General features: G+C 26.8%; 3 protein-coding genes. 1 reads left to right on the top strand and 2 read right to left on the bottom strand.

Features of this window, described 5'->3' with window-relative positions; all coding sequences use genetic code 11:
- The first annotated feature begins 91 nt into the window (after window positions 1–91).
- A complete protein-coding gene (gene can / locus ACH2BO_RS03710; protein ID WP_395043411.1) occupies window positions 92–727 on the top strand; it encodes a carbonate dehydratase in 636 nt (211 codons plus the stop codon).
- On the opposite strand, the gene ACH2BO_RS03715 is transcribed toward can, so the two are convergent.
- Window positions 724–1,917 carry an LETM1-related biofilm-associated protein gene (locus tag ACH2BO_RS03715; protein WP_395043412.1) on the bottom strand — a complete coding sequence of 398 codons (1,194 nt, stop codon included), beginning with the start codon at window positions 1,915–1,917 and terminating at the stop codon, window positions 724–726. The genes can and ACH2BO_RS03715 overlap by 4 nt on opposite strands.
- A gap of 77 nt (window positions 1,918–1,994) precedes the next feature.
- The gene (locus ACH2BO_RS03720; protein WP_395043413.1) at window positions 1,995–2,519 is read right to left on the bottom strand and encodes a superoxide dismutase family protein; all 525 of its coding nucleotides are present in this window, start codon (window positions 2,517–2,519) and stop codon (window positions 1,995–1,997) included.
- Window positions 2,520–2,704: the final 185 nt, after the last annotated feature.

The following is a 2,704-nucleotide window of genomic DNA, read 5'->3' on the forward strand; positions in this document are numbered from 1 at the left end:
TTATTAATTTATTAAATTAAAAGCTATCAAATCACTGTTTTTTTCTGTTGAATAAAATTTGTAATTAACAAATTCTTAAATAAATAATACTATGAGCGATTTTTATAAAAAAATAATTGATAATAATAAAACTTGGGTAGAAAGTCAAGTTGCACTTAATAAAGATTACTTTAAAGATTTGGCTAAAGGTCAAAGTCCAACATTATTATGGATTGGATGTTCAGACAGTAGAGTTCCTGCCAACGAAATAATTGGTGCTAAACCAGGCGAAGTTTTTGTTCACAGAAACATTGCAAACATGGTAGTTCATAGTGATATGAACATGCTAAGTGTTTTAGATTATGCTGTAAATGTTTTAAAAGTAAAACACGTTTTGGTTTGTGGTCATTATGGTTGTGGTGGAGTTAAAGCCGCAATGGGAAATGATTCTATAGGAATTATAGACAATTGGATTCGTCATATAAAAGACGTATATCGTTTGCATAATATTTATTTAGATTCAATTTTAGATGAGGAAGAACGTTTTAATAAATTTGTAGAATTAAATGTAAAAGAGCAAGTTTTCGATTTGTCTAAAACTTCTATAGTTCAAGCAGCTTGGCGAAACGGTCAAGAATTAACTTTGCACGGTTGGGCTTATGGCTTAAACTCTGGTTATGTAACTGATTTAGAAGTAAATATTAGTTCTAATAAAGATTTAGATTCAGTTTATCAATTAAAATTTTAATCTTCTTCAAGATTTTCATTAAACGCAGAAGGTAATAATTGCGGAATAAATTTTATCAATATTGGCAATAATAATGCGCCACCAGGAAGTAAAAAAATAGTTAATGATGGAATGCTTTTGCAAACATCTAATAATTGTTTTTTTACTTTCTTTTTTTCTTCTTTACTTAAATCATTTTTAGTAGATTTTGCTAATAAAGTAAGCAACTCTTTACTTTCAGACAGTTCTTTTACTAATCTTTTTTTATTTCTATTTATTAAAACTTCTACACCATTGGTAGTTTGATCATAAAAATGTTTTACAGGATTGGAATAATTAAAATATTGAATATTTTTTTTATTTTCACCAATAAATATATTTGTATTTGCAATACTTTCTTCAACAAAATTGGATGTTAAATTTAGTTTATCGCCTAGTTTGTGTAGAAAATAAATTTCGTCATTTTCTATAATTCCATCATTCCAAAGTGCCATTCCTGCCAAATCTAAAAGATAAAATCGTTCTAAATCGTTAGTAAAAAAATTGAAAGATAAATTTTCTAAAGAAACAGATTTATTTAAGTCAGAAAATTTAGTATATCTAACAGAAGCTTCGAAAAGTTTTATAAGCAAATCGTCGTTTTGAGTCTTTTTAGTTTTTAATTGTAATGCTAACGAAATTATTGTTAAAATTATTTCTTCTATTTTTTGTAAATATTTTTCAGAGATTTCTCCTTTTTCTAAATACATTTTAAAAGCTAAAATGTCTAAAAAAAGCAAAGCATTTGTTACTATATGCGAAAAGTTTTTACTGATGCTGTCTTTATTAGTTTGAACTCTTTGATTAATTAAACTTTCTAATTTTTGAGAATTAGTATTTGAAAGTAAATTTTTAAATAAAGAAAATCCTTTAGGATGCATTTCATTATAAAAAACCACAGCTTTTTCTATAAATACAGTAGAATTGGAGTCTTTAGTTTCATTGCAATAGGTTAAAAATAAAGAATTTAACAATGCAACTTTAGATGTTTCATCACTTTTCCAATTGGTAATATCTATAGTTTTAGAAGCATTTAAAGTAATAATATGTCCAAATATAAAACCACTTTCACGAATTTTTTTATAAAATGACAATGTACTTTCTGAAGAAAAAGAAGTTACGTTTTCAGAAAAATATTTGTCAATCCAGCCGTTTGCCGATGGGTTTATCATACTAATTTTTTCAAGCACAAAACTATAATTTTTTTAGCTTTGTAGCATAAATTTAGAACTAATTTTAATTACTTAATCTACTTTATTATTGCAGAGCAAGCAACTCTTCCACCAGCATTTCCTGTTGGTTGTGTTGTAAAATCGTCTGGATTTTCGTGTATTATTAAACCTTTATTTAAAATATCTTTAGTAGCATCAGTTCCACCAATTGCCCATTTATCAGTTTTAAAATAAACTGTTCCGTTACCATAAGTGTCTGTTGTAAAATTACCAATATCACCCAAATGATGTTCGGCTTCACCCCATTTTCCGTGTTTTTTAAACGTTGGATTCCAATGTCCACCAGCAGAAGATGCATCAGCAGCAGAACAATCGGCTTTTTCGTGAATGTGAATGGCGTGAACTCCAGGTTTTAATCCTGTAATTTTTGCTTTTAAAGTTACAAAGCCATTTTTTTCTGTAAAAGTTGCTGTACCTTTTACTTCGCTACCGCTTTTTGGTTCAAGAGAAATTGAAACTACATTAGAAACAGAACTCGCATTAGATTTACAAGCTATAATTGCAAGAGTTGCAACAATAAAAATTAAAAGAAACTTTTTCATAGTATTTGATTTTATTCAAATTTAATGATTTTAAAATTGCTTTCTTTAAAATTTATCTTAAGATTTAATTTTATTTTTTATACTAAATGATGCCTTTTATTATAAAAATTAAACAATGTTTCATTAACATCTTTTAAATGTGGAGTTAAAAATATTTTCTCACCTTTTACGTTATTAGTCAATTC

It is taken from the genome of Flavobacterium sp. (assembly GCF_043773265.1).
GTDB lineage: Bacteria > Bacteroidota > Bacteroidia > Flavobacteriales > Flavobacteriaceae > Flavobacterium.